Source organism: Bacteroides sp. (assembly GCF_052357945.1).
Classification (GTDB): Bacteria; Bacteroidota; Bacteroidia; order Bacteroidales; family Bacteroidaceae; genus Bacteroides.
In genome coordinates, this window is sequence record NZ_DAWCXD010000022.1 from 1 (window position 1) to 25,585 (window position 25,585).

Consider the following 25,585-nt stretch of genomic DNA (forward strand, 5'->3'; position numbering starts at 1 on the left):
TTATTTAATTGAATAGTTCATTTTTGCACTGTTTTCACCACAGAGGACACGGAGGACACAGAGGTGAAAAGAATCAAAACTGCACCGACATGAGTTAAATGCTCCTTCATTTTATTCCCCGCCTCACCCTATATCTCTTTTATATAGAAAAAGTGGGGATATCGTCTTTAATAACGTATCCCCACTCTAAACCTAGTTAATGTACTCTTTCTCATTTCTCAATTCTGTACCCCCATGAAAGCATTTCATTACGACCTACCTCACTAAGGATTTTTCTAACTAAAGAACTCATTTTCTTTGCCATAATCTTTAAAACTTTAAATTACTAATTCCTGAAAACTAAAAAATAAAACTTACTTGTTTGGTTTAGCATTAATTGTTGAATATCCCCAAACATGTACATCGGCTTCGCCGATCTTTCTAAACAATCTTTTTAAACTTTTCATTTTGTTATCCTCTTAATTACATGTTTTATAACACAAAAATACTGCCTTTGTTTAGACAACACATCTAAAAAAGAAAGAATTTTATGTTTTATAGCATATTTATTGATTTGCATCAATTAATTTATTTGTTATAAGGCAAAATAACAATACATACTGCAACAAATATGACAAAAAGGCACGGATGAAATCTCATCCGTGCCTTCGCTATAAATACCTATTATATAATAGGAGAATATTTACATAATAAAGAATACCTTATTTCAGTGGAGTTTGTTCTAAAGTAGCCACCAGGAAGTCGTAGAACTTCCGTACAGTAGGAATCAAGGCTCTTTCGTCCGGTGAGTGCGGTGAACGCAAAGTCGGGCCAAAAGAAATCATATCCAATCCCGGAATAATAGCACCGATAATACCACATTCCAAGCCTGCGTGGATTACTTTCACTGCAGGTTCAACCCCGAACTGCTGCTTATAAGAGGCCTTCATCGCATGCAAAATCGGAGAATTAACATCAGGCTGCCAACCGGAATATCCACCAGTCATTTCCACCTTCATACCTGCCATAGAGAAACAAGACTCCAAACTGGTAGTCAGATATTCCTTCATGCTATCACTCGAGCTGCGAGCCAGAATCTTAATGGCTGCTTTTCCTTCACCAATCGTTATAATAGCAAGATTGGAAGAAGTCTCTACCGTATCCGGAACAGTAGGAATCATACGGGTCACACCGTTCTGACAAGCAAAGATTGCATCAATCAGATTGTCCTGAATCTCTTCAGGCACTTGACCCGCAGGAAGTTCCACACGTTCAGCCGTAAAGCTGATCGGTGTTTCAATTGCCGAATATTCTTCATTGAACAAGTCTTCGCAGTATTTCACCAAGCCCAATAGTTCTTCTTCATTTTCAGCCGGAATGGTAATAACCGCATGTGCTTCACGTGGGATAGCATTACGCATATTACCACCTTCCCAGCTAGCCAAACGGGCTTCATAGCTGGCAACCGCTTCACGAACGAAACGAACCAGCAACTTATTAGCATTGGCACGTCCTTCATTGATTTCCAATCCCGAATGTCCGCCGCGTAATCCTTTCAATGTAACTTTCACTGCGATATCTCCTGCTTCGGGAGCTACTTCCTTATATTCCAGGGTAGCAGTTACATCCATACCTCCGGCACAACCTATATACAACTCGCCTTCATCTTCCGAGTCCAGATTCAAAAGAATCTCTCCGTTCAGTGTACCCGGTTTCAAGCCGAACGCACCGTACATGCCAGTTTCTTCGTCTTTCGTGATAAGAGCTTCCAAAGGACCGTGTTTCAGGTCTTTTGCTTCCAACACGGCCATAATAGCAGCTACACCCAGTCCGTTGTCTGCACCCAGAGTAGTGCCTTTTGCTTTTACCCAGTCACCGTCTATATAAGTTTCAATCGGATCTTTTTCAAAATCGTGTACAGTATCGTTGTTCTTCTGCGGAACCATATCCATGTGCGCCTGAAGAATCACACCTTTCCGGTTTTCCATACCCGGAGTGGCGGGTTTACGGATAATCACATTACCTGCTTCGTCTACAAAAGACTCCAGCCCCAGCTCTTTTCCGAAACCTAAAAGAAATGCTGTAATCTTTTCCATGTGCCCTGACGGACGGGGAATCTGTGTCAACGAATAAAAATGCTTCCACACGTTCTGTGGAGCTAAAGAAAGAATGGTACTCATAATAAATATTTTAAAACTATTTTAAATCTGATAATTAAACAGTGCCAAGTTATGGAAAAGTTTTCAGATGACAAAGGAGGTTGGCAAAAACATGTAAGAATATACACTTTTAGCTAAAAATTTACGCCCGATGTCTATTGGTGAACGGCAGAGCAGCCAAGCCATACACACCCAATAAAACAACCAAAAAGGTTTGAATACCGTGTACAATCAGGGCAAATATTCCGGCATCCGTCACGTTTACTCCATAAAGCATCATCATAGAAATGATGGCAAAATGCCAGGGTCCCGCTCCGTTAGGGGTAGGCACAATTACGGCAAACGTGCCGCCGACAAACATGACCAATGCCGCAAGGATACCCAAATGTGCCGTAAAGGCAAAGCAGTAGAATGTAAAATAGAAATGGAGAAAGTAACAAGCCCAAATAGCCAGTGTATAAAAAATAAAGAGGGGAATGTTGCGCACGCCTTTTAAAGACATAATTCCTTCCCATATATTCAGTACAAATCCTTTCACCCGTTCATAGAAGAACAACGTTTTTCTTAAATAATAAAGAAGTATCACCACACCAATAAAACAAAACAGAATGATATAAAACCATACCGAAGTCAGCAGGTGTACTAATGAAGGGATTTTCGTTCCGGTCTGCTGAAGAAAAGTGACGAATATCGGTAATTGGAGCAATACAGTGATGCCTGTGATGAGGAGAATAGTCAACGTATCGACCAACCGCTCCGTAACGACTGTTCCCAACGACTTGGCAAACGAGACATTATCATATTTCGCCAACACTCCGCAACGGCTCACCTCCCCGATCCGGGGAACCACCAGACTGGCAGCGTATGAAATGAAGATAGCATTCACGCAATCGCTCTTTTTCGGGAAAGCGTCCAACGGTTCCAATGTCTGTCTCCACCGCCAACCACGAAAGACTTGCGCAAACACTCCGAACAATAACGAGAAGAGCATCCACCACCAATTTGTACCATGTAACAACACATCGCCCGCTTTTGTAAAATCAAAGTCGCGATATACCCAGAATAAGATAAAGCCGCCTAAAACAACCGGTAATATCAGTTTCAGCGTCTTTTTTAATAGTTTCTTCATCCTTAATTCTTCATTAGCTTCGCTGACACATCATTTATTTTTTAATAAATAGTGGTACGTTCTTCATTTAAAAGAATTACCTTTGTCAGCTGCAAAAGTAATTATTTAGTTGGTAAATGAAATTAGTAAAGCCTAAAAAGTTTCTCGGACAACACTTTCTGAAAGATCTGAAAGTTGCGCAAGATATTGCCGATACAGTCGATACCTTCCCCGAACTACCTATTTTAGAGGTGGGGCCGGGTATGGGAGTATTGACCCAGTTTCTAGTAAAGAAAGACCGATTGGTAAAGGTCGTAGAAGTTGACTATGAGTCGGTTGCTTATCTTCGCGAAGCCTATCCGTCACTGGAAGACCACATCATCGAGGATGACTTCTTGAAAATGAATCTTCACCGGTTGTTCGACGGGAAGCCTTTCGTACTGACTGGTAATTACCCGTATAATATTTCCAGCCAAATCTTTTTCAAGATGCTGGACAACAAAGATATCGTCCCCTGTTGCACGGGAATGATTCAAAAAGAGGTAGCCGAACGTATTGCAGCCGGACCGGGCAGCAAGACATACGGTATCCTTAGCGTATTGATACAGGCATGGTATAAAGTGGAATATTTGTTCACTGTCAGCGAACACGTGTTCAATCCGCCTCCCAAAGTGAAAAGTGCCGTTATCCGTATGACACGCAACGAGACTAAAGAGTTGGGATGCGACGAAAAACTGTTCAAGCAAGTAGTGAAAACGACCTTCAACCAGCGACGGAAAACATTGCGTAACTCCATCAAACCTATTTTAGGCAAAGATTGTCCGCTCACGGAGGACATCTTATTTAATAAACGCCCGGAACAACTATCGGTAGCCGAATTTATCGATCTGACCAATAAAGTGGAAGAAGCACTAAAGACAGCCGGCAACGCCCAATAATTGGCGGGCAACAGTGAGCAGAGAACTGGATTTTGTAATTCGTAATTTGTAATTGACAACGATGAACGAGGAATACATTGACAACGTTAAACACCTTATTGAGCAAAAAGACGCCGACAAGGTAAAAGGTCTTCTCATCGACCTCCATCCGGCCGACATCGCCGAATTGTGCAATGACCTGAATGCGGAAGAGGCTAAGTTCGTCTATCGCCTGCTCGATAACGAAATTGCTGCCGACGTGCTTGTCGAAATGGACGAAGATGCTCGTAAAGAGCTGCTCGAAATGCTTCCTTCGGAGACAATCGCCAAACGTTTCGTTGACTACATGGACACGGATGATGCCGTAGACCTGATGCGTGAACTCGATGAAGACAAGCAGGAAGAGGTTCTTTCGCACATCGAGGACATCGAACAGGCAGGAGACATCGTCGACTTGTTGAAATACGACGAAAATACCGCCGGTGGTTTGATGGGTACGGAAATGGTACTCGTCAACGAAAACTGGAGTATGCCCGAATGTCTGAAAGAGATGCGGCAACAGGCGGAAGAGCTGGACGAAATCTATTACGTATATGTCATTGACGATGACGAACGTCTGCGAGGTATCTTCCCGCTCAAAAAGATGATTACTTCCCCTTCTGTATCCAAAGTGAAACACGTGATGCAGAAAGATCCGATTTCGGTACACGTAGATACTCCCATTGACGAGGTAGTACAGGCGATTGAGAAGTATGACTTGGTGGCTATCCCCGTTGTCGACAGTATCGGTCGGCTTGTGGGACAAATCACCGTCGACGACGTCATGGATGAAGTCCGTGAGCAGTCGGAACGTGACTATCAGTTGGCATCCGGTCTTTCACAGGACGTAGAAACAGACGATAATGTATTGAGACAGACCACCGCCCGCCTCCCCTGGTTATTAATCGGTATGATCGGCGGAATCGGCAACTCTATGATATTGGGTAATTTCGACTCCACCTTTGCTGCCCATCCCGAAATGGCACTGTACATCCCGCTAATCGGTGGTACAGGAGGAAATGTCGGAACACAATCTTCGGCAATCATCGTACAGGGTTTGGCAAACAGCTCGCTGGACGCTAAAAATACCTTCAAGCAGATTACCAAGGAATCGGTAGTAGCTTTAATTAATGCCACTATTATCTCCTTATTAGTATACACCTACAACTTTATCAGGTTCGGCGCAACGGCTACGGTCACCTATTCCGTATCCATCAGCCTGTTTGCCGTGGTAATGTTCGCTTCTATTTTCGGGACACTGGTACCGATGACGCTGGAGAAGTTCAAAATCGATCCAGCCATTGCAACAGGTCCGTTTATAGCCATTACAAATGACATCATCGGAATGATGTTGTACATGGGAATAACCGTTTTATTGTCATAAAAACACGATAAACAAAAAAAAATAAGCAAAATAGTATGAAGTAATCGTTTTATTTCATTAATTTGTGACCCAAAACTAATATACAATGATGGACGCTCATGACACTAATCAACCCTTGAACCAAGGGGAATTAGAAGAAGAAAAGAAAACAGTCGAGGTTTCTGAAGCTATTACAGAGACTCCGGCTGAAGATGTTACTGCCGAAGTTCAACCTGAAGCAGCTCCTAAACCTGCCACTAAGGAAGATGTACTAAACCAGCTAAAAGAGCTTGCGCAAGATGCTGAAAATGCGAACAAGCAGGATATTGACAATCTGAAACAATCATTCTACAAGTTACATAATGCCGAGTTGGAAGCTGCTAAGGTACAGTTTACAGACAACGGTGGAAACATTGAAGATTTTGTTGCCGAAGAGGACCCGACGGAAGAAGAATTCAAACGCCTGATGGGGGTTATCAAGGAAAAACGCAGCAAACAGGTTGCCGAGCTGGAACGCCAAAAGGAAGAAAACCTGCAAGTGAAACTTTCCATTATTGAAGAACTGAAAGAATTGGTGGAATCCGGAGATGACGCCAACAAATCTTATATGGAGTTCAAGAAGCTGCAACAGCAATGGAATGATACGAAACTGGTGCCGCAAGGTAAAGTGAATGAACTTTGGAAAAACTATCAATTATATGTAGAGAAGTTCTACGATTTATTGAAACTGAACAATGAATTCCGCGAATATGACTTCAAAAAGAACCTGGAAATCAAAACGCATCTCTGCGAAGCTGCCGAAAAGTTGGCTGACGAGGAAGATGTTGTTTCCGCTTTCCACCAACTTCAGAAGTTGCATCAGGAGTTCCGCGATACAGGTCCGGTAGCCAAAGAACTGCGTGATGAAATCTGGAACCGGTTTAAAGCAGCTTCTACCGCTGTCAACCGCCGCCATCAGCAGCACTTCGAATCGTTGAAAGAAGCCGAACAGCATAATTTGGATCAAAAAACCGTCATCTGCGAAATCGTTGAAGCGATTGAGTATGATGAACTGAAAACATTCTCTGCCTGGGAAAACAAGACCCAGGAAGTGATTGCCTTGCAAAACAAATGGAAAACTATCGGTTTTGCGCCCCAAAAGATGAATGTGAAGATCTTCGAGCGTTTCCGCCATGCCTGCGATGATTTCTTCAAGAAGAAAGGAGAATTCTTCAAGAGCCTGAAAGAAGGAATGAACGAGAATCTGGAAAAGAAGAAAGCGCTCTGCGAAAAAGCGGAAGCCTTGAAAGATAGTACAGACTGGAAAGTAACTGCCGATGCACTGACCAAACTTCAAAAAGAATGGAAGACCATCGGACCTGTTGCCAAGAAACACTCGGATGCTATCTGGAAACGGTTTATCACAGCTTGCGACTACTTCTTCGAACAAAAGAACAAAGCTACTTCTTCACAACGCTCCGTAGAAACAGAGAATATGGAAAAGAAGAAAGCGTTGATCGAGAAGTTATCCGCTATTGATGAAAGCATGGATACCGAAGAAGCAAGTACCTTGGTTCGGGATTTAATGAAAGAGTGGAACTCTATCGGTCATGTGCCGTTCAAAGAAAAAGATAAGTTATACAAGCAGTATCACGGAATCATCGATCAGCTATTCGACCGCTTTAACATCAATGCTTCCAACAAGAAGTTAAGTAACTTCCGTTCGAATATCAGCAATATCCAGGGAAGCGGTACTCAATCTCTGTACAGAGAACGTGAAAAGCTGGTACGTACTTATGAGAATATGAAGAATGAGCTTCAGACTTATGAGAACAATCTGGGCTTCCTGACTTCTACTTCTAAGAAAGGCAGCAGCCTGCTGACTGAATTGAACCGCAAGGTAGATAAGTTGAAAGCAGACTTGGAACTGGTATTACAAAAGATCAAAGTAATCGATGAATCAATAAAAGCAGAAGAATAAGAGTTCTGCCCGATTTAGAAAAATTAGAAACAGGTTTTATACTCACTTGAGCTATAAAACCTGTTTTTCTTTTCTACTAAACAAGACGACAGCCAGTTTAAGGATTTATTCTTTATCAATCAACTTCACGGCTTTTCATAAGATTAGCGTTTTTCGAACTATCAACGTGCATTCGTGTCACCGAATTTGCCACCGAGGAACTGTTTTTTTAAAACTTCCAGTGACCTATTATGTGACCTCTTGATGGTGAGAAGTTTAGAGACACATACTGTTAAACATGCAAAAAAGCCGTTATTACTAGGTAATAACGGCTTTTAGCTTATTTTGTCTTATAATTTGTTGGGCTACCTGGATTCGAACCAGGAATGACAGGACCAGAATCTGTAGTGTTACCATTACACCATAGCCCAATGATTTTCGTTTGCGGGTGCAAAGATACAAATATTTTGGGAATTCAAAACAAATCCGATATTTTTTTTGCAAAAATGTCCAAATAAGCTTTCCAAACAAAAGTATCTCCACTAAAAAACACAAAAATTGAGGGATAACTTTCTTGTATCCAATAAATCAGCGTATATTTGTCAAAAATATCACGTTTATTATCAGAAACAAAGGGTCACCTTTTTTTGTTATAAACAAATAGAGAACATGAATTATTAATCCCAATTACAGGAATGAACGATACTAAAGTATTAATTGAAAAAATAAAAGAAGGAATTCAAGAGAAAAAAGGTAAAAAGATAGTCGTTGCCGATTTAACCAGCATAGAAGATACCATCTGTAAATATTTCGTTATCTGTCAGGGAAATTCTCCCAGTCAAGTGAGTGCAATAGTAGATTCAATCAAGGAATTTACACGCAAAGGTGCGGACAGCAAGCCTTATGCAATCGACGGACTCCGAAATGCAGAATGGGTAGCTATGGACTATGCCGATGTATTGGTACACGTTTTTTTGCCGGAGACAAGAGCTTTTTATAATCTTGAGCACCTCTGGGCAGATGCTAAACTTACTCAAATCCCCGATCTAGACTAATTAATGATTATGGACAATAATAATAGCAATAATAACAATAGCAATAAACCTAACAATAAGGTTAATATGCCGAAGTTCAACCTGAACTGGATGTATATGATTATTGCCCTTATGCTTCTCGGCCTCTGGTGGGGCAGTGATTCAAAAGGAGCAGGAAGCAAAGCTGTAACTTACAGCGAGTTTCAGGACTATGTAAAAAAGGGTTATGTCAGCAAAGTATTGGGTTATGAAGATAAATCAATCGAAGCTTTCCTCAAACCGACTGCCGTAGGGGCTGTTTTTGGAGCCGACTCTACCAAGGTGGGACGCAACCCTGTCATTACAAGTAGAACCCCGTCTACCGATAAACTGGAAGAGTTTTTGCAGGCAGAAAAGGAAGCCGGTCATTTTGACGGTTCATCCGACTATCCGCCCAAATCGGATATTTTCCCCGCAATTCTGATTCAGGTACTCCCGCTTGTCTTGCTGGTTGCGTTATGGATATTCTTCATGCGCCGTATGAGCGGAGGCGGCAGTGGTGGCCCCGGCGGCGTATTTAATGTAGGAAAATCAAAAGCCCAGCTTTTTGAAAAAGGCGGAGCCATCAAGATTACATTTAAAGATGTAGCGGGGCTGGCCGAAGCAAAACAAGAAGTGGAGGAAATCGTAGAGTTCTTAAAGGAACCGCAGAAATATACGGATTTGGGAGGTAAGATACCCAAGGGAGCATTGCTCGTAGGCCCTCCGGGAACCGGTAAAACATTGCTTGCCAAAGCTGTGGCCGGCGAAGCGAATGTGCCTTTCTTCTCATTGGCAGGTTCCGACTTCGTGGAAATGTTTGTGGGTGTAGGTGCATCCCGTGTTCGCGACTTGTTTAAACAGGCTAAAGAAAAAGCTCCTTGTATCGTCTTTATTGATGAGATTGATGCCGTAGGACGTGCCCGTGGCAAGAACCCTGCAATGGGAGGAAATGACGAACGCGAAAACACATTGAACCAGTTGCTGACAGAAATGGACGGTTTCGGTTCCAATAGCGGTGTGATTATCCTTGCTGCTACCAACCGTGTAGACGTACTCGACAAGGCACTGCTCCGTGCAGGACGTTTTGACCGTCAGATACACGTGGATCTGCCCGACTTGAACGAACGTAAAGAAGTATTTGGCGTGCATTTGCGCCCGATTAAAATAGACGATAGTGTAGATGTGGACTTGCTGGCACGTCAGACACCGGGATTCTCGGGTGCAGATATTGCCAATGTCTGCAATGAGGCTGCACTGATCGCTGCCCGCCACGGGAAGAAATTCGTAAGCAAGCAGGACTTCCTGGATGCGGTAGACCGCATCATCGGTGGTCTGGAAAAGAAAACCAAGATTACAACGGAAGCAGAAAGACGCTCCATCGCTTTGCATGAAGCAGGACACGCCTCTATCTCCTGGTTGTTGGAATATGCCAACCCATTGATTAAGGTTACGATTGTTCCTCGCGGTCGTGCATTGGGAGCTGCCTGGTATCTGCCGGAAGAACGTCAGATCACTACCAAGGAGCAGATGCTGGACGAAATGTGTGCTACTTTGGGAGGACGCGCCGCTGAAGATTTATTCCTCGGCCGCATCTCAACTGGTGCCATGAACGACCTGGAAAGGGTGACTAAGCAGGCATACGGCATGATTGCTTATTTAGGTATGAGCGACAAGCTGCCAAACTTATGTTATTACAACAATGATGAATATTCTTTCAACCGTCCATACAGCGAAAAGACAGCCGAATTGATTGACGAAGAAGTCAAGAGAATGGTAAACGAGCAGTATGACCGTGCCAAGAGAATTCTGTCAGAGAATAAAGAAGGACACAACGAACTGACGCAATTACTGATTGACAAAGAAGTAATCTTCGCGGAAGACGTTGAACGTATCTTCGGTAAACGCCCTTGGGCTTCCCGCTCGGAAGAAATCATGGCTGCTAAAGAAAGTCAGGATGCCGCAAGAGCTGAAAGAGAACTTGCCCAAAAGCTGAAAGAAGAAGAAAAAGAAATCAAAGAAGAGGAAGCTGAAAATACCGCAAAGGAAAAACAAGCACCCATAGACACCAAAGTTGCCGCAGAAGGTAAAAAGGTTACTGTGGAGGGCAAAGTTACCGTAGAGGGTAAATCCAATGGGGAAGAACAAGCTAACGGGTCCAACTAATTAAAACGAATAGATTTTGATTAATAATTTCATAAAACGAGCTATTACGGGTGTACTCTTCGTTGCCATCTTGGTAGGGTGCATCCTTTATGACGCATTCAGCTTTGGTATTCTGTTCACCGCTATCAGCGCACTGACCATTTATGAGTTCGGACAGCTGGTAAATATGCGCGCAGAAGGAGTGAAGATAAACAAGACCATTAATATGCTCGGCGGGGCTTACCTATTCCTTGCAGTCATGGGATTCTGCATTGATGCGGCCGATTCGAAGATATTCATCCCGTATGTGCTTTTATTGCTTTACATGATGATTAGCGAGTTGTATCTGAAAAAGGAAAACCCGGTACTTAACTGGGCTTATTCTATGCTTAGCCAACTTTATATCGGACTGCCTTTTGCTTTGCTGAATGTATTGGCATTCCATAACGATCCGGGATCAGAATACAGTAGCGTAAGTTACAATCCTATCCTACCGCTATCCATCTTTATTTTCCTCTGGCTGAATGACACGGGAGCCTATTGCATCGGTTCATTGATCGGCAAACACCGGTTGTTTGAACGTATCTCTCCCAAGAAATCATGGGAAGGTTCTATCGGCGGCGGAGTGGTAGCAATCGGAGTATCTTTTATACTCGCTCACTACTTCCCATTTATGTCAATGACTGAATGGGCAGGACTGGCACTGGTGGTTGTTATATTCGGTACATGGGGCGACCTGACGGAGTCGTTATTGAAACGCCAGTTGCACGTTAAGGATTCGGGAACCATTCTTCCGGGACACGGTGGGATGCTCGACCGCTTTGACAGTTCCCTGATGGCTATACCGGCAGCAGTCGTTTATCTATATGCATTAACATGGTTCTAACGGGGGATTCTTTCTCAATCGATTAGAGCTGAAACAAAATACAAAAGGTCGGGAACTTCTACAGAAGTATCCCGACCTTTTTCACACACAGTAAATCATAGTTAGGTTATCGGATCGAAGAAGTGGAATGAACATCCTTTGCTGCTTCCGGTACACCGACCGGATGATCCAAATCAAGCACAATCACTCTTCCTTCTCCATGTTCTCTTGAGTTTATTGTCACCTTAAACCCTTTGGGTGCTACCCAGGAATCTTTCGGCGTAGGGAAGAACTTTTCCAGATTATAAGAAACTCGTCCCCATCCCCAATAGTCAGTCACATCCTCATACGTATTATAACGCAGTTCCAAATGTATGTAACCATCTTCATCCACATTCAATGTTCCCGGTTCTGACGGTTCGCCCGGCTCTCCCGGTTCCATCTTATTTTGCACAAGGCTGATACGATGTTTCTCCGAACGAGGTAACTCCTGACGGAAAATTACGTTCAGGAACTTTCCTCCCAACCACATATCACCCTGATAAATCAGAATAGGATCATTTCCGAATTCTTCCGCTTCTTCCTCTGTCGACATATCTTCCACTTCTTTTGTCAACAGTTCCTGTATGCCTTCCATCTTCACCTGAACTCCTTTTCCTCCTTCCATGTCATACAAAGGATTGAAAAAAGCCACAACACGTTCACCGTCCACTGGTTTAAACCAAGGAATAGAAGTAGCAACCGGATCAATCACCCCCCAATTATCACCTTCCAAATAATATCCTCCTCCACCGGTTGCACGAACAGTCGCCCAGTCCCAGCTGAAATCTCCAATAGAATAACCATCATCATCACATGATTGCAACATTGGCACTAATGCCAATAATAAGATTCCTAAAAGCCACTTAAATTTTTTCATATCTTTTTCCTTTCTTTATTTTAGTCTTCTGCTTTATAAATAAAAAAGCCGTGCATTTACTGCATCGGCTTTACGTTTATTCAGAAAAAGAAAGTTATTTTTTCAACAAACGCAGCATTTCACGAGCTGCGTGACGGGGAGCACCGGCAGGTCCTAACCGTTCGGCTACATATTCATACCCGGAAAGCATCTCACTTCTATATGCTTCATTTTCAATGATATTTTTCAATTCGCTCTGCATATTCTTCACGGTCATCGTATCTGCCACCAGTTCCTTTACCACTTCACGGTCAGCAATCAAATTAACCAACGAAATAAATCTCACAGTTAAGATATGACGCCGCAAAAAAGAAACCACTTTCCCGATTGGAGTGTAATAACAAACCACTTGAGGAACACGAAACAATGCCGTCTCAAGCGTAGCTGTACCCGAAGTAACTAAAGCTACATCTGCATGCTGCAACAGGCTATAAGTCTGATCGAAAATGATTTTCACTTTCGCCTCTCCTACATATTGTTTATAATACTCGGGAGCAATGGCAGGTGCACCGGCCAAGACAAGCTGATAATCAGGAAAAGCGGAAGCAGCCCTCAACATATCCGGCAGATTATCTTTGATTTCCTGTTTCCGGCTACCGGCAAGAAGAGCGATAATCGGCTTATCTTCCAATTGATTCTCCGCAATAAAGTGCTCCTTATTTTTCGGATGAGCAGCCTGATAGGCTGCCACCTCATCCACGGTAGGGTTTCCTACATAGTGAATGGGGTATTGATGCTTTCCTTCGAAGAATTCCACTTCAAAAGGAAGAATGGAGAAAAGCTCATCTACATCTCGTTTTATATTCTTGATACGGTATTCTTTCCACGCCCATATCTTCGGAGAAATATAATAGTAAACCGGTATCTGTGTCTTTGCATGGACAAACTTGGCAATATCAAGATTGAATCCCGGATAATCTACCAGAATAACAACGTCCGGTTCCCAGGAAACAATGTCTTCTTTGCAACGCTTCATATTTGCAAAGATAGTGCGCAGATGGAGTAATACAGGGATAAATCCCATGTATGCCAACTCCTTATAATGCTTCACCATCGTTCCTCCGACAGCCGCCATCAAGTCACCTCCGAAAAAACGGAAATCAGCCTGCGGGTCTTCTGCCTTTAAGGCAGCCATCAGATGAGAGGCGTGCAAGTCGCCGGAAGCTTCACCGACAATCAGATAATACTTCATTGAGTTGAGAGTTGAGAGTTGAGAGTTGAGAGTTGGTAGGGATAGATGACTAACAGGGCGTCATGCTTTCTTTTTCAACGTTCAAATTTCAACTAATTAAACCATTTATTAAGTTCGTCCATAAAGTGATAAGCCGTCACGTCAACCGTAGTCGGGGTGATAGCAACATAACCATTTGCCAAAGCCCAATGATCGTTCTTCTCGTTTTCAGGTTCATGATCGGTAAATTCACCGGTCAGCCAGAAATAGTTAGGATCATTCAGACGAGGGCAGGCAGCCCATTCATTCGTCCAACGTCCTTTCGCCTGTTCACAGATTTTCACTCCTTTTATATCGGCTGTATCGGGGAAGTTTACATTCAGACAAGTTAAAGGAGGAAGTCCTTTTTCCAAGATCATGGCAGCGATACTCCGGATATAAGGTCCGGCAGCTTCAAAATCAGCATCGGGTGCATGATTGCACAAGGAGAAGCCAATAGAAGGAATTCCATTCAAACAGCCCTCAAACACCACTCCCATCGTACCGGAATAATGCACGTTAGTGGCAGAGTTATCTCCATGATTGATACCGCCGACTATCAGATCCGGAATCCGGTCGAGCACTGTGTTTCGTGCCAATTTGATGCAATCAGTCGGTGTTCCCGAACATTTATAAACAGTCAAGCCCACTTCCTTCTTTACTAACTGGTAATGAACCGGCTGCGTCACCGTCAGCGCACACCCACTACCGGAACGCGGAGCATCAGGTGCCATTACTATAATCTCACCCAAAGGGCGAAGAAACTTCACCAATTCATTAATACCTTTAGCCATCACGCCATCGTCATTCGAAACAAGTATCAACGGCTTCTCTTTTTCCATATATTCAATCCTTTCCTTTTTTATATTCGCACAAAAGTAACAAAAAGAAGCCGTACCACCAAACACCTCCCCGCATCAGATCGAAAAGTCTCTTTCACCCCCACTCCTACCCGTTTACAAATCTTAATCTTCTGCAAGCGAGCAAAAAAAGAAATAAATATCCAATATAAATATGTATATTTGCAAGCTCATAAAGAGAAAGGTAGATGATGAACCTGTCGAAGTTTGGTAACCGTTTCGTCCGACAGTTATTAACAAAACAGGCGACTTATCAACAGAAATTGCAAAGTTTCTCTTTTTTCGTAGGCGCTCTAAGGATTTATCACTTATTTCGCTGCCAATAAATTTAGAGAATATGGGAAAAATTATTGCTTTGGCCAATCAAAAAGGCGGTGTAGGAAAGACAACGACTACGATTAATCTCGCAGCTTCACTTGCTACACTGGAAAAAAAGGTACTCGTAGTAGATGCCGACCCGCAAGCTAATGCCTCTTCCGGTCTGGGAGTAGACATCAAGCAGTCGGAATGCACTATCTATGAATGTATTATTGACAGAGCCAACGTACAGGACGCTATCCTTGATACGGAGATTGATTCTTTGAAAGTAATCTCTTCGCACATCAATCTCGTAGGAGCAGAGATTGAAATGCTAAACCTCCCAAACCGAGAAAAGATATTAAAAGAAGTACTCACGCCTTTGAAGAAAGAATATGACTATATCCTGATAGACTGTTCGCCTTCATTAGGACTGATCACGATCAATGCCCTGACGGCAGCCGACTCCGTGATTATCCCCGTTCAAGCTGAATATTTTGCTCTTGAAGGTATCAGCAAATTGTTGAATACCATCAAAATCATCAAATCGAAACTGAATCCGGCTTTAGAAATCGAAGGTTTCTTACTGACAATGTATGACTCTCGTCTGCGTCAGGCTAATCAGATTTACGACGAAGTGAAACGTCATTTCCAGGAACTGGTGTTCAACACCGTTATTCAACGAAATGTGAAATTGAGCGAGGCTCCCAGCTACGGTGTCCCGACCATCCTTTACGATGCGGAATCTACCGGCGCCAAAAACCACCTGGCTCTTGCTAAAGAGATTATCAACCGAAATAAATAAAAGAAAGAAGAAGATATGGCAACACAAAAAAGAAATGCATTAGGACGTGGTCTCGACGCCTTGCTCTCAATGGATGATGTGAAAACCGAAGGGTCTTCTTCCATTAATGAAATAGAGCTGGCAAAGATTACTGTCAATCCCAACCAGCCCCGCCGTGAGTTTGACGAAACAGCATTGCAGGAATTGGCTGATTCCATTGCGGAAATCGGTATCATCCAACCTATTACCTTACGCAAACTCTCGGACGATGAGTATCAGATCATCGCGGGAGAGCGTCGTTATCGTGCATCACAAAGAGCAGGACTGAAAACGATCCCTGCTTATATACGCACTGCCGACGACGAAAACATGATGGAAATGGCGCTGATTGAAAATATCCAGCGTGAAGACCTGAATGCCGTAGAAATCGCACTTGCCTACCAGCATCTGCTCGATCAGTACGAACTGACACAGGAACGTCTTAGCGAACGTATCGGAAAGAAACGAACGACGATCGCCAACTACCTGCGCTTACTGAAATTGCCGGCTCCGATACAGATGGCCCTGCAAAACAAGCAGTTGGACATGGGACATGCCCGTGCACTGATTTCATTAGGCGACCCTAAACTACAAGTTAAAATATTCGAAGAAATACAAGAACACGGATATTCAGTCCGCAAAGTAGAAGAAATTGTTAAATCATTAAGCGAAGGAGAAGCTGTGAAAAGCGGCACACGGAAAATAACACCCAAACGTGGCAAACTTCCTGAAGAATTCAACTTATTGAAGCAACAACTCTCCGGCTTTTTCAACACCAAGGTACAACTCACCTGCTCTGAAAAGGGAAAAGGCAAGATCAGTATTCCTTTCGGGAACGAGGAGGAACTGGAACGTATCATGGAAATCTTCGATACGCTAAAGAAGTAAATGACAAGAAAAAGTAAGAAATATCAGTTACTAATCAGCGCCCTGCTTCTCTGTTTTTTACAGGTGGCAGGGATTGATGTGTATGCACAATCCACTGTTACTCCGGCACGGAAAGATACAACAATCATACAGCGCGAAGCGCCGAAAGCCCGTGCACGAAGGCATCGTGATCCGATTATACAGGACTCGGTGAAGAAGGATTCTATCCAAATCATACCATCCAAAGAACTTCCGGCCATCGACAGTTTGTCAGCTGCTAAAATACAGATAGCGGACAGCTTGGATGCAGCCAACAAGAAAGAGCTGAAAAAGATAGAGCAACCTGCCTCCATTGTTGTAAAGACCGACACTGTGCCGCCACCTGCTCAAGATATTAACAAGAAAATATTTATACCGAATCCGACCAAAGCAACGTGGCTGGCAGTCGTATTCCCCGGTGGAGGACAGATTTACAACCGTAAATACTGGAAATTACCTATTATATATGGAGGATTTGCTGGTTGTGCTTACGCCTTAAGTTGGAACGGTAAGATGTACAAAGACTATTCGCAAGCCTATCTGGACATTATGGACAGCAATCCGAATACGAAAAGTTACGAAGATTTGTTGCCCCCGAACTCCACTTATAATGAGGAGCAGCTAAAAAACACACTAAAACGAAGAAAAGATATGTTCCGTCGTTATCGGGACCTTAGTATATTTGCCTTTATCGGAGTTTACCTGATCTCTATCATCGACGCTTATGTAGATGCAGAGTTGTCTAACTTCGATATAACCCCCGACTTGAGTATGAAAGTAGAACCGGCTGTAATCGACAATAACAACCAGTTCCGCTCCAGCAGTTTAAAAAGCAAGTCGGTTGGTCTGCAATGCGTATTACGATTTTAAAAACACAATTTAGATTGATCTTATTATTGAAGCATGAAGAAATTAGTTAACTATTGTTCGATTATTTTTCTTTTACTGGTGGCAACGTCGCAGGTAAAAGCGCAAAGTGTAGATGTAGTGATTCGTGAAAATGGAACTGAACGCAAAGAAAGCATCGACCTGCCTAAAAGTATGACATATCCACTTGACAGTCTGTTGAACGACTGGAAAGCCAAAAATTATATTGACTTAGGCAAAGATTGCAGTACAGCTGAAATCAACCCTTTATTCAGCGACTCTGTCTATATCGACCGCTTGTCACGCATTCCGGCTATCATGGAAATGCCTTATAATGATATTATCCGCAAATTCATCGATATGTATGCAGGACGCTTGCGTAATCAGGTTTCTTTCATGTTGAGTGCCTGCAACTTCTATATGCCGATTTTTGAAGAAGCATTGGATGCATACGGACTTCCACTGGAACTTAGATATCTCCCGATTATCGAATCTGCACTGAACCCCTCTGCCGTGTCACGCGCAGGCGCTTCCGGTCTGTGGCAATTTATGATCGGTACAGGTAAGATCTATGGCTTGGAATCAAACAGCCTGGTAGATGAACGACGCGACCCGATTAAAGCAACTTGGGCTGCCGCACGTTATCTCAAAGAAATGTACGATATCTATGGAGACTGGAATCTTGTGATTGCTGCTTATAACTGTGGTCCCGGTACTATCAACAAGGCAATCCGCCGTGCCAATGGCGAAACGGATTACTGGAAAATTTATAATTACCTGCCTAAAGAGACACGTGGTTACGTACCTGCCTTTATCGCCGCTAATTATGTGATGACTTACTATTGTGACCATAATATTTGTCCGATGGAAACAAATATCCCGGCAAGTACCGACACAGTACAAGTGAACAAGAACCTGCACTTCGAACAGATTGCTGATCTTTGCAATGTACCTTTGGATCAAATCAAGAGCTTGAATCCGCAATATAAGAAGCAAATGATTCCGGGTGACAGCAAGCCTTATACTTTAAGACTTCCTATCGATGCTATCAGTACCTTTATAGATAAGCAAGACACAATTTACACACATCGTGCCGACGAATTGTTCCGCAACCGGAAAACCGTTGCTGTTAAGGAAATCACCCCCTCAACCCGCAAAACGACAACAGCCGTTGCCGGTAAAGGCAAACTGACCTACTACACAATAAAAAGTGGAGACACTTTGTCAACCATCGCCGGTAAGTATGGCGTCACAATTAAGGATATACAAAGGTGGAATGGAATGTCCAACACCAAAATTGCAGCAGGAAAACGATTGAAAATATACAAATAAACAGCTTCCTGCTTGCATCGTTCGGAAATTTGCTTATTTTTGCAGAACTAAGCAAGTGAAAGGATAACAATTATGGATAATCTGCCCCCCAAAGAAATAAGTGATGAAGAGATGATCAATCAGGCGTTCCACGAACTACTGAATGATTATCTCAACACTAAACATCGCAAAAAGGTTGAAATCATTACGAAGGCTTTCAACTTCGCTAATCAGGCGCATAAAGGTATCAAACGTCGTTCGGGCGAACCTTATATTATGCACCCGATTGCCGTTGCAAGTATTGTATGTAATGAAATCGGACTTGGCTCTACTTCCATTTGTGCAGCCCTGCTGCATGATGTGGTAGAAGACACTGATTACACAGTAGAAGACATTGAGAATATCTTTGGCCCGAAGATTGCCCAAATTGTAGACGGACTGACCAAGATATCCGGTGGAATTTTCGGTGACCGTGCTTCAGCACAAGCAGAGAACTTCAAGAAGTTACTGCTCACTATGTCGAACGATATCCGGGTAATTCTTATCAAGATAGCCGACCGTTTGCACAACATGCGTACCCTCGGTTCCATGTTGCCCAACAAGCAATATAAGATTGCAGGCGAAACGCTTTACATCTATGCGCCACTCGCTAACCGCCTGGGGCTCTATAAAATAAAAACAGAGCTTGAGAATCTAAGCTTCAAATATGAACATCCCGAAGAATATGCGGAAATAGAAGAGAAGTTGAATGCCACAGCTGCCGAACGCGACAAGGTTTTCAACGACTTCACTGCCCCCATCCGTACACAACTGGATAAGATGGGATTGAAATACCGGATACTTGCCCGTGTAAAATCAATCTATTCCATCTGGAACAAGATGCAGACCAAGCATGTTCCTTTCGAAGAAATATTTGACTTGCTGGCTGTTCGAATCATCTTCGAACCACGCAATGAGGAAGAAGAACTCAACGACTGTTTCGACATTTACGTTTCCATCTCCAAGATATACAAGCCTCATCCGGACCGTCTGCGCGACTGGGTGAGCCATCCTAAAGCAAATGGTTATCAGGCATTGCATGTCACCCTGATGGGTAATAACGGACAATGGATTGAAGTCCAGATTCGCAGTGAACGAATGAATGACGTTGCCGAACAAGGTTTCGCCGCTCACTGGAAATACAAAGAAGGAGGAGGCAGCGAAGATGAAGGAGAGTTGGAAAAATGGTTGAAAACCATTAAGGAGATATTGGATGATCCGCAACCGGATGCCATTGATTTTCTGGATACCATCAAACTTAATTTATTTGCTTCTGAAATATTTGTGTTCACTCCCAAAGGTGAACTGAAGACTATGCCGCAGAATTCTACGGCTCTCGACTTCGCGTTTTCCCTGCATACGGATATTGGTAGCCATTGTATTGGTGCCAAAGTCAACCACAAATTAGTTCCGTTAAGCCATAAATTGCAAAGTGGTGACCAGGTTGAGATCCTGACTTCAAAATCGCAACGTGTACAACCGCAATGGGAAGTTTTTGCAACCACTGCCCGTGCCCGTGCCAAGATAGCAGCCATCCTCCGCAAGGAGCGTAAAGCAAACCAGAAGATAGGTGAAGAAATTCTTAACGAGTTTTTGAAAAAAGAGGAAATCCGCCCTGAAGAAGCCGTTATTGAGAAGCTGCGTAGACTGCATAATGCAAAGAATGAAGAAGAATTGTTGGCTGCCATTGGCAGTAAAGCAATCATTCTGGGAGAAGCGGACAAGAATGAACTGAAAGAAAAGCAAACCAGTAACTGGAAGAAATATCTGACTTTCTCTTTCGGCAACAATAAAGAGAAGCAAGAAGAAAAAGAGCCGCAAGAAAAAGAAAAAATCAATCCGAAGCAAGTGCTCAAACTGACGGAAGAAAGTTTGCAGAAGAAATACATCATGGCCGAATGTTGCCATCCTATTCCCGGTGATGACGTATTGGGATATGTGGATGAAAACGACCGGATCATTATCCACAAACGCCAATGTCCTGTTGCCGCCAAACTGAAGAGCAGTTATGGCAACCGTATATTAGCAACAGAATGGGATACACACAAAGAACTATCTTTCCTGGTATATATATATATAAAAGGTATAGACAGCATGGGACTTTTGAATGAAGTCACCCAGGTTATCTCCAGGCAGCTCAATGTAAATATCCGTAAGCTGACCATCGAAACCGAAGATGGTATCTTTGAAGGAAAAATTCAGTTATGGGTACATGACGTGGATGATGTGAAAACCATCTGTAACAATCTGAAGAAAATACAGAATATCAAACAGGTGAGCCGCGTAGAAGAATAACGTTGATCGACACATTCGTTATCGATCAACGTTATTCTACTCCCGTCCATCCAATTCGCGTTTAATAGCCAAAAGCTCTTCTTTTATCGCTTTCAGCTTATTTACAATCTCATAATTACGAACCGTAGCTTCTTTATTATCCTTCAAACGTTGCCGGGCACCGGGAAGTGTCATGCCTTTTTCTTTTACCAAATGATAGATAAGACCGATCGTTTCTACGTCTTCTTTGCGGTACTGACGTATTCCTCTTCCTGCTGTCTTAGGAGAGATTTGCGGAAATTCCTTTTCCCAAAAACGGAGCAATGACGGATTGACTCCGAACATGTCGGCAACCTCTCCTATTGAATAATATAGCTTCAATTCTTTATCTGTATTAAGCATAACACTCCTGTTTTAAGATTTTAATCGAATACTTTACCATGATTGGCTGCCAACTGAATCATTTTTTCATAATCTTCGGCACTCAAATCCATGAAATAATAATTGACCGGATTCACTACCTGCCCTTTCACGTGCACTTCATAATGCAGATGCGGACCGGTACTTTTTCCTGTACTACCCACTTTTCCGATAATCTCACCACGTACCACTTTCTTTCCGACTTTCGTATTAAATCCCTGCAAGTGAGCATACCGAGTGAGATACCCGAAACCATGATCTATCTCAATGGTATTACCGTATCCGGTTTCCCATCCCACTTTCACCACTGTTCCGTTTCCGGTAGCATATACATCCGTTCCCGGATGAGCAGAGAAGTCCATGCCTGCATGGAACTTTGTCGTACCATAAATAGGGTCAATACGTGTACCATAACCGGATGCTGTCTGACGAAGATCTTTATTCGAAATAGGCTGTATGGCCGGAATACATTTCAGCATCTCATCATGGTTCTTACACATATCAATCACATCATCGAAAGATTTCGACTGGATATAAAGCCTTTTGGAAAGCACATCCAACTTTTGAGTCGTGTTCACCACCAGCTTGGCATTCGCCAAATCCATCAGTTCTTCGTAACGGTTCGTCCCGCCATAACCTGCCTGACGAATAGCCGGAGAAACAGGATCTGCCTGTAAAATCACCCGATACAGATTATCGTCACGTTGCTGAATATCCTGAAGCACCCCCATAGCGTCATCCAAACGCCGGGAAAGCACATTGTACTGCGCCAAAAGACGGCTGTTTTCAATTCTTAATTCCTTCTCCGACGGAGAACCAAAAATCAAAAGCAATACAATAAAGCAACCTGCTCCCAACCCCATTCCATAGAAAAGCCGACGCAGGATACTAAGCGCACGCTGCCGTACGGTAGGGTAAATTCGATCATAAGTCTGGGTCTGTGGATTATAGATGTAGTATACTTTGCGCATCTTTTTGGAAATATTTCGCTTGTTAATACGGCAAAAGTAATAAAAACAAGCTATCTTTGCACAGTTTTTACGAATTTATGAGTTGTGATTTATGATTTATTGGGGATTCCTCCCCTCTCTCATATCCCACAGCCCATAATTCATAATTCATAAATCATAATTCTTCATTATATGTTGACTGCAAAAGAGATCAGAGATTCATTCAAGAATTTCTTTGAGTCGAAAGGACACCACATCGTTCCCTCGGCTCCGATGGTGATTAAAGATGACCCTACCCTGATGTTTACGAACGCGGGTATGAACCAGTTTAAAGATATTATTTTGGGTAACCATCCGGCGAAATACCAAAGAGTCGCGGACTCGCAAAAATGTTTGCGTGTAAGCGGAAAGCATAATGACCTGGAAGAAGTAGGACACGATACGTACCACCACACCATGTTTGAAATGCTTGGTAACTGGTCGTTCGGCGATTACTTCAAGAAAGAAGCGATCAACTGGGCGTGGGAATATCTGGTAGAAGTTTTGAAACTGAATCCGGAACATCTCTATGCAACCGTATTTGAAGGAAGTCCTGAAGAAGGATTGAGCCGTGACGACGAAGCTGCTTCCTATTGGGAACAGTTCTTGCCGAAAGATCACATCATCAACGGTAACAAACACGACAACTTCTGGGAAATGGGTGATACAGGACCTTGCGGACCTTGTTCCGAAATCCATATCGACCTCCGTCCTGCTGAAGAACGTGCCAAGATCTCCGGTCGCGACCTCGTGAACCACGATCACCCGCAGGTAATTGAAATCTGGAACCTCGTGTTCATGCAATACAACCGCAAAGCAGACGGCAATCTTGAGCCGCTTCCTGCCAAGGTTATTGATACCGGTATGGGATTCGAACGTCTTTGTATGGCTCTGCAAGGCAAAACATCCAACTACGACACAGACGTATTCCAGCCAATGCTGAAAGCTATTGCAACAATGTCGGGTACAGAATATGGAAAAGACAAGCAGCAAGATATTGCTATGCGTGTGATTGCCGACCATATCCGTACCATTGCATTCTCAATCACAGATGGCCAGTTGCCGTCTAATGCAAAGGCAGGTTACGTGATCCGCCGTATCCTTCGCCGTGCCGTTCGTTACGGATATACTTTCCTCGGACAGAAACAGGCATTTATGTATAAGTTGCTTCCTGTATTGATTGATAACATGGGAGAGGCTTATCCTGAACTGGTTGCACAAAAGACACTGATTGAAAAAGTAATCAAGGAAGAAGAAGAATCATTCCTCCGCACTTTAGAAACTGGTATCCGTTTATTGGATAAGACAATGGAAGATACCAAAGCCAATGGAAAAACTGAAATCAGCGGTAAAGATGCCTTTACTTTATATGATACATTTGGTTTCCCGCTCGACTTGACAGAGCTGATTCTCCGTGAAAACGGAATGACTGTCAACATTGAAGAGTTCAATGAAGAAATGCAGCAACAGAAACAGCGTGCACGTAATGCTGCCGCCATCGAAACTGGTGACTGGATTGTACTGAAAGAAGGAACAACTGAATTCGTTGGTTACGATTACACTGAATACGAGGCTTCTATCCTTCGTTACCGTCAGATCAAACAAAAGAACCAGACATTGTATCAGATTGTACTCGACTATACTCCGTTCTATGCAGAAAGTGGTGGTCAGGTAGGTGATACAGGTGTATTGGTGAGCGAGTTCGAGACGATTGAAGTGGTCGACACAAAGAAAGAGAATAATCTTCCGATACATATTACCAAAAAGCTACCCGAACATCCGGAAGCTCCGATGATGGCTTGTGTAGATACCGACAAACGTGCTGCCTGTGCAGCCAATCACTCGGCGACCCACTTGCTGGATGCTGCTTTACGTGAAGTATTGGGTGAACACATCGAACAGAAAGGTTCATTGGTTACACCGGATTCATTACGTTTCGACTTCTCTCACTTCCAGAAAGTGACCGATGAAGAAATCCGTAAAGTTGAACATATCGTCAATGCAAGAATCCGCGCTAATATCCCATTGAAAGAATATCGCAATATTCCTATCGAGGAAGCTAAGGAGTTGGGAGCTATCGCTCTCTTTGGTGAAAAGTATGGCGACAGAGTTCGTGTGATCCAATTCGGTACTTCTATCGAGTTCTGCGGTGGTACACACGTAGCTGCAACCGGAAATATCGGTATGGTAAAAATCATCTCCGAAAGTTCTGTTGCTGCCGGCGTTCGCCGTATTGAAGCTTATACCGGAGCACGCGTGGAAGAAATGCTGGATACGATACAAGATACACTTAGCGACTTGAAGGCTCTCTTCAACAATGCTCCTGACTTGAGCATTGCAATCCGCAAATATCTGGATGAAAATGCAGGATTGAAGAAGCAGGTAGAAGACTTCATGAAAGAGAAAGAAGCAGCTTTGAAGGAAAGACTACTGAAAAATGTACAAGAGATCCACGGTATCAAAGTAATCAAGTTCTGTGCCCCACTACCGGCAGAAGTAGTGAAGAATATCGCTTTCCAACTTCGGGGTGAAATCACAGAAAACTTGTTCTTCGTAGCCGGAAGTACAGACAATGGCAAACCGATGCTGACAGTAATGCTTAGCGATAATTTGGTTGCTGGTGGTCTGAAAGCTGGTAATCTGGTAAAAGAGGCTGCCAAACTGATTCAAGGTGGCGGCGGTGGCCAACCTCACTTCGCTACTGCAGGAGGTAAAAATGCTGATGGACTACCGGCAGCAGTTGAAAAAGTACTGGAGCTGGCAGGAATCTAAGAATAAATAAAAGAGGCTGCCTAACAAGCCAAAAAAAGAAATCACCCCTATCAGAGTTTGTTCTGATAGGGGTGAAATCGTTAAAAAGAAACTTATAGACAACCTCTTTTACGTAAAGACTTAAAATTAGACGCGTCTGAATAAATACATAAGAAACTCCCTATTAATGTAGAAAAAAAATAGTGACGGTATATGCACAGGATAGTGACGGTATCGCTGGCATATAGCGTCACTATTTGCATCGGATAGCGTCACTATTTTACAGAAGTGAATTCACCAACAACAATTTCGGC

Annotated in this window: 19 protein-coding genes and 1 tRNA gene; 12 read left to right on the forward strand and 8 right to left on the reverse strand. The window is 43.2% G+C overall.

The features are described from left to right. Positions 1 to 701: 701 nt before the first annotated feature. Together ACT8YW_RS06780 and ACT8YW_RS06785 are read right to left on the reverse strand one after the other, a co-directional pair. Positions 702 to 2,159: an aminoacyl-histidine dipeptidase gene (locus ACT8YW_RS06780; RefSeq protein ID WP_004315815.1), complete on the reverse strand. Its 1,458-nt coding sequence runs from the start codon at positions 2,157 to 2,159 to the stop codon at positions 702 to 704. A 121-nt stretch (positions 2,160 to 2,280) separates the two neighbouring features. Then, positions 2,281 to 3,267, reverse strand: coding sequence for a lysylphosphatidylglycerol synthase transmembrane domain-containing protein (locus ACT8YW_RS06785; protein ID WP_004315816.1), 987 nt, complete (start codon positions 3,265 to 3,267; stop codon positions 2,281 to 2,283). A 116-nt stretch (positions 3,268 to 3,383) separates the two neighbouring features. On the opposite strand from ACT8YW_RS06785, the gene rsmA reads away from it, so the two are divergent. The 3 genes from rsmA to ACT8YW_RS06800 all read left to right on the forward strand — a co-directional run bounded on the left by rsmA (position 3,384) and on the right by ACT8YW_RS06800 (position 7,525). Then, the gene (rsmA, locus tag ACT8YW_RS06790; protein ID WP_004312093.1) at positions 3,384 to 4,184 is read left to right on the forward strand and encodes a 16S rRNA (adenine(1518)-N(6)/adenine(1519)-N(6))-dimethyltransferase RsmA; all 801 of its coding nucleotides are present in this window, start codon (positions 3,384 to 3,386) and stop codon (positions 4,182 to 4,184) included. A gap of 61 nt (positions 4,185 to 4,245) precedes the next feature. Continuing rightward, the gene (mgtE, locus tag ACT8YW_RS06795) at positions 4,246 to 5,586 is read left to right on the forward strand and encodes a magnesium transporter (RefSeq protein ID WP_004312092.1); all 1,341 of its coding nucleotides are present in this window, start codon (positions 4,246 to 4,248) and stop codon (positions 5,584 to 5,586) included. Between the two features lie 85 nt (positions 5,587 to 5,671). Next, positions 5,672 to 7,525 (forward strand): DUF349 domain-containing protein, encoded by a 1,854-nt coding sequence (locus tag ACT8YW_RS06800; protein ID WP_444104446.1) that lies wholly within the window; start codon positions 5,672 to 5,674, stop codon positions 7,523 to 7,525. Between the two features lie 339 nt (positions 7,526 to 7,864). Here the strand turns inward: ACT8YW_RS06800 and ACT8YW_RS06805 are convergent. Beyond that, positions 7,865 to 7,935 (reverse strand) — tRNA-Gln (locus ACT8YW_RS06805). Positions 7,936 to 8,199: 264 nt separating this feature from the next. Here ACT8YW_RS06805 and rsfS point away from each other — a divergent pair. The 3 genes from rsfS to ACT8YW_RS06820 are packed head-to-tail and all read left to right on the forward strand — an operon-like array spanning position 8,200 to position 11,587. After that, positions 8,200 to 8,559, forward strand: coding sequence for a ribosome silencing factor (rsfS, locus tag ACT8YW_RS06810; RefSeq protein WP_004310984.1), 360 nt, complete (start codon positions 8,200 to 8,202; stop codon positions 8,557 to 8,559). A gap of 9 nt (positions 8,560 to 8,568) precedes the next feature. Continuing rightward, a complete protein-coding gene (gene ftsH / locus ACT8YW_RS06815) occupies positions 8,569 to 10,722 on the forward strand; it encodes an ATP-dependent zinc metalloprotease FtsH (RefSeq protein ID WP_032848672.1) in 2,154 nt (717 codons plus the stop codon). Between the two features lie 16 nt (positions 10,723 to 10,738). Next, positions 10,739 to 11,587, forward strand: coding sequence for a phosphatidate cytidylyltransferase (locus ACT8YW_RS06820; protein ID WP_444104447.1), 849 nt, complete (start codon positions 10,739 to 10,741; stop codon positions 11,585 to 11,587). 106 nt (positions 11,588 to 11,693) lie between these two features. Here ACT8YW_RS06820 and ACT8YW_RS06825 read toward each other — a convergent pair whose 3' ends face one another. From ACT8YW_RS06825 to surE, 3 genes are all read right to left on the reverse strand, one after another. Further along, complete coding sequence (locus ACT8YW_RS06825; RefSeq protein WP_004310987.1) at positions 11,694 to 12,485, reverse strand: NigD1/NigD2 family lipoprotein; 792 nt, start codon at positions 12,483 to 12,485, stop codon at positions 11,694 to 11,696. Positions 12,486 to 12,579: 94 nt separating this feature from the next. Beyond that, the gene (gene lpxB, locus ACT8YW_RS06830) at positions 12,580 to 13,716 is read right to left on the reverse strand and encodes a lipid-A-disaccharide synthase (RefSeq protein WP_444104448.1); all 1,137 of its coding nucleotides are present in this window, start codon (positions 13,714 to 13,716) and stop codon (positions 12,580 to 12,582) included. A gap of 92 nt (positions 13,717 to 13,808) precedes the next feature. Next, positions 13,809 to 14,576 carry a 5'/3'-nucleotidase SurE gene (gene surE, locus ACT8YW_RS06835; protein WP_444104449.1) on the reverse strand — a complete coding sequence of 256 codons (768 nt, stop codon included), beginning with the start codon at positions 14,574 to 14,576 and terminating at the stop codon, positions 13,809 to 13,811. A 355-nt stretch (positions 14,577 to 14,931) separates the two neighbouring features. Between surE and ACT8YW_RS06840 the strand changes: the two genes are divergently transcribed. The 5 genes from ACT8YW_RS06840 to ACT8YW_RS06860 all read left to right on the forward strand — a co-directional run bounded on the left by ACT8YW_RS06840 (position 14,932) and on the right by ACT8YW_RS06860 (position 21,132). Continuing rightward, the gene (locus ACT8YW_RS06840) at positions 14,932 to 15,696 is read left to right on the forward strand and encodes a ParA family protein (RefSeq protein WP_004301394.1); all 765 of its coding nucleotides are present in this window, start codon (positions 14,932 to 14,934) and stop codon (positions 15,694 to 15,696) included. 15 nt (positions 15,697 to 15,711) lie between these two features. Beyond that, positions 15,712 to 16,602: a ParB/RepB/Spo0J family partition protein gene (locus ACT8YW_RS06845; RefSeq protein ID WP_004301392.1), complete on the forward strand. Its 891-nt coding sequence runs from the start codon at positions 15,712 to 15,714 to the stop codon at positions 16,600 to 16,602. Next, positions 16,603 to 17,490 (forward strand): DUF5683 domain-containing protein, encoded by an 888-nt coding sequence (locus ACT8YW_RS06850; protein WP_369867904.1) that lies wholly within the window; start codon positions 16,603 to 16,605, stop codon positions 17,488 to 17,490. Positions 17,491 to 17,523: 33 nt separating this feature from the next. Then, on the forward strand, positions 17,524 to 18,819 hold the full coding sequence (locus ACT8YW_RS06855) for a transglycosylase SLT domain-containing protein (protein ID WP_444104450.1): 1,296 nt from the start codon (positions 17,524 to 17,526) through the stop codon (positions 18,817 to 18,819). Between the two features lie 72 nt (positions 18,820 to 18,891). After that, positions 18,892 to 21,132 (forward strand): RelA/SpoT family protein, encoded by a 2,241-nt coding sequence (locus ACT8YW_RS06860; protein ID WP_009039031.1) that lies wholly within the window; start codon positions 18,892 to 18,894, stop codon positions 21,130 to 21,132. Positions 21,133 to 21,168: 36 nt separating this feature from the next. On the opposite strand, the gene ACT8YW_RS06865 is transcribed toward ACT8YW_RS06860, so the two are convergent. Continuing rightward, positions 21,169 to 21,513, reverse strand: a complete 345-nt coding sequence (locus ACT8YW_RS06865) for a MerR family transcriptional regulator (protein WP_004301384.1) — start codon at positions 21,511 to 21,513, stop codon at positions 21,169 to 21,171. Between the two features lie 20 nt (positions 21,514 to 21,533). Next, on the reverse strand, positions 21,534 to 22,502 hold the full coding sequence (locus tag ACT8YW_RS06870) for a M23 family metallopeptidase (protein ID WP_004305395.1): 969 nt from the start codon (positions 22,500 to 22,502) through the stop codon (positions 21,534 to 21,536). Between the two features lie 171 nt (positions 22,503 to 22,673). Here ACT8YW_RS06870 and alaS point away from each other — a divergent pair, with 171 nt between their 5' ends. Beyond that, entirely contained in the window at positions 22,674 to 25,292 is a 2,619-nt protein-coding gene (gene alaS, locus ACT8YW_RS06875; protein ID WP_444104451.1) for an alanine--tRNA ligase, read from the forward strand. Positions 25,293 to 25,585 lie beyond the last annotated feature (293 nt).

What these genes read in the sequence shown, in the direction of transcription:
- ACT8YW_RS06825 (WP_004310987.1), bottom strand. Translation starts at nt 12,485, where the DNA reads ATGAAAAAATTTAAGTGGCTTTTAGGAATCTTATTATTGGCATTAGTG.
- rsfS (WP_004310984.1), top strand. Translation starts at nt 8,200, where the DNA reads ATGAACGATACTAAAGTATTAATTGAAAAAATAAAAGAAGGAATTCAA.
- mgtE (WP_004312092.1), top strand. Translation starts at nt 4,246, where the DNA reads ATGAACGAGGAATACATTGACAACGTTAAACACCTTATTGAGCAAAAA.
- ACT8YW_RS06865 (WP_004301384.1), bottom strand. Translation starts at nt 21,513, where the DNA reads ATGCTTAATACAGATAAAGAATTGAAGCTATATTATTCAATAGGAGAG.
- ftsH (WP_032848672.1), top strand. Translation starts at nt 8,569, where the DNA reads ATGGACAATAATAATAGCAATAATAACAATAGCAATAAACCTAACAAT.
- ACT8YW_RS06860 (WP_009039031.1), top strand. Translation starts at nt 18,892, where the DNA reads ATGGATAATCTGCCCCCCAAAGAAATAAGTGATGAAGAGATGATCAAT.
- ACT8YW_RS06800 (WP_444104446.1), top strand. Translation starts at nt 5,672, where the DNA reads ATGATGGACGCTCATGACACTAATCAACCCTTGAACCAAGGGGAATTA.
- alaS (WP_444104451.1), top strand. Translation starts at nt 22,674, where the DNA reads ATGTTGACTGCAAAAGAGATCAGAGATTCATTCAAGAATTTCTTTGAG.
- ACT8YW_RS06870 (WP_004305395.1), bottom strand. Translation starts at nt 22,502, where the DNA reads ATGCGCAAAGTATACTACATCTATAATCCACAGACCCAGACTTATGAT.
- surE (WP_444104449.1), bottom strand. Translation starts at nt 14,576, where the DNA reads ATGGAAAAAGAGAAGCCGTTGATACTTGTTTCGAATGACGATGGCGTG.
- ACT8YW_RS06780 (WP_004315815.1), bottom strand. Translation starts at nt 2,159, where the DNA reads ATGAGTACCATTCTTTCTTTAGCTCCACAGAACGTGTGGAAGCATTTT.
- ACT8YW_RS06845 (WP_004301392.1), top strand. Translation starts at nt 15,712, where the DNA reads ATGGCAACACAAAAAAGAAATGCATTAGGACGTGGTCTCGACGCCTTG.
- ACT8YW_RS06840 (WP_004301394.1), top strand. Translation starts at nt 14,932, where the DNA reads ATGGGAAAAATTATTGCTTTGGCCAATCAAAAAGGCGGTGTAGGAAAG.
- rsmA (WP_004312093.1), top strand. Translation starts at nt 3,384, where the DNA reads ATGAAATTAGTAAAGCCTAAAAAGTTTCTCGGACAACACTTTCTGAAA.
- ACT8YW_RS06785 (WP_004315816.1), bottom strand. Translation starts at nt 3,267, where the DNA reads ATGAAGAAACTATTAAAAAAGACGCTGAAACTGATATTACCGGTTGTT.
- ACT8YW_RS06855 (WP_444104450.1), top strand. Translation starts at nt 17,524, where the DNA reads ATGAAGAAATTAGTTAACTATTGTTCGATTATTTTTCTTTTACTGGTG.
- lpxB (WP_444104448.1), bottom strand. Translation starts at nt 13,716, where the DNA reads ATGAAGTATTATCTGATTGTCGGTGAAGCTTCCGGCGACTTGCACGCC.
- ACT8YW_RS06850 (WP_369867904.1), top strand. Translation starts at nt 16,603, where the DNA reads ATGACAAGAAAAAGTAAGAAATATCAGTTACTAATCAGCGCCCTGCTT.